Annotated in this window: 2 protein-coding genes; both read right to left on the bottom strand. The window is 69.8% G+C overall.

All coding sequences use genetic code 11. From position 1 onward, the window contains the following. Positions 1 to 188: hypothetical protein (locus I6F37_RS41385; RefSeq protein ID WP_225154579.1), on the bottom strand; the 188-nt coding region annotated here is incomplete at its 3' end. After that, positions 189 to 424, bottom strand: a 236-nt coding sequence (locus I6F37_RS41380; RefSeq protein ID WP_225154578.1) for a hypothetical protein, incomplete at its 5' end; no start/stop codon positions are given.

Here is a 424-nt window from a genome sequence, read left to right as displayed (position 1 = left end):
ATCATGTTCAGGCCCGCCGCGGCCGCCTTGCGGATGACGTCGAGCGTCACGAAGGCGGTGGTCGCGATCCCGGTGACCTCGGTGTCAGGCCCCCCGGCCTTGAACGTGTCGCGATAGGTGGCGTCGCGCCACGGCGCGCCGAGGTGCGACTTGATGCGATCGATGATCTCGCCGGCCTTCACGGGCACTCACGGTCTCCAGTAGGGATCGCCGACCGCGATGTGGCGGACCGGCACGCCGGGGATGACGGTCTTCAGCCACGCGGCGCAGACCTGCATCCCCGGATCTTCCGAGAGCACGCGCCCGACGAGCACGAGCGCCTTCTGGTGGCCGGCCGCGACCTGATCGCGCGCGTATTCGACCGACTCCCACTCGCGGACTTCGCCGGCGACGATGACGTCGACGTCCGGCAGCATGGCCAGCG

Source organism: Bradyrhizobium sp. NBAIM08 (assembly GCF_020193935.1).
Taxonomy (GTDB): Bacteria; Pseudomonadota; Alphaproteobacteria; order Rhizobiales; family Xanthobacteraceae; genus Bradyrhizobium; species Bradyrhizobium yuanmingense.
The sequence above is the reverse complement of the archived record's forward strand: the minus strand, read 5'-3'. Positions and strand labels throughout refer to the sequence as shown.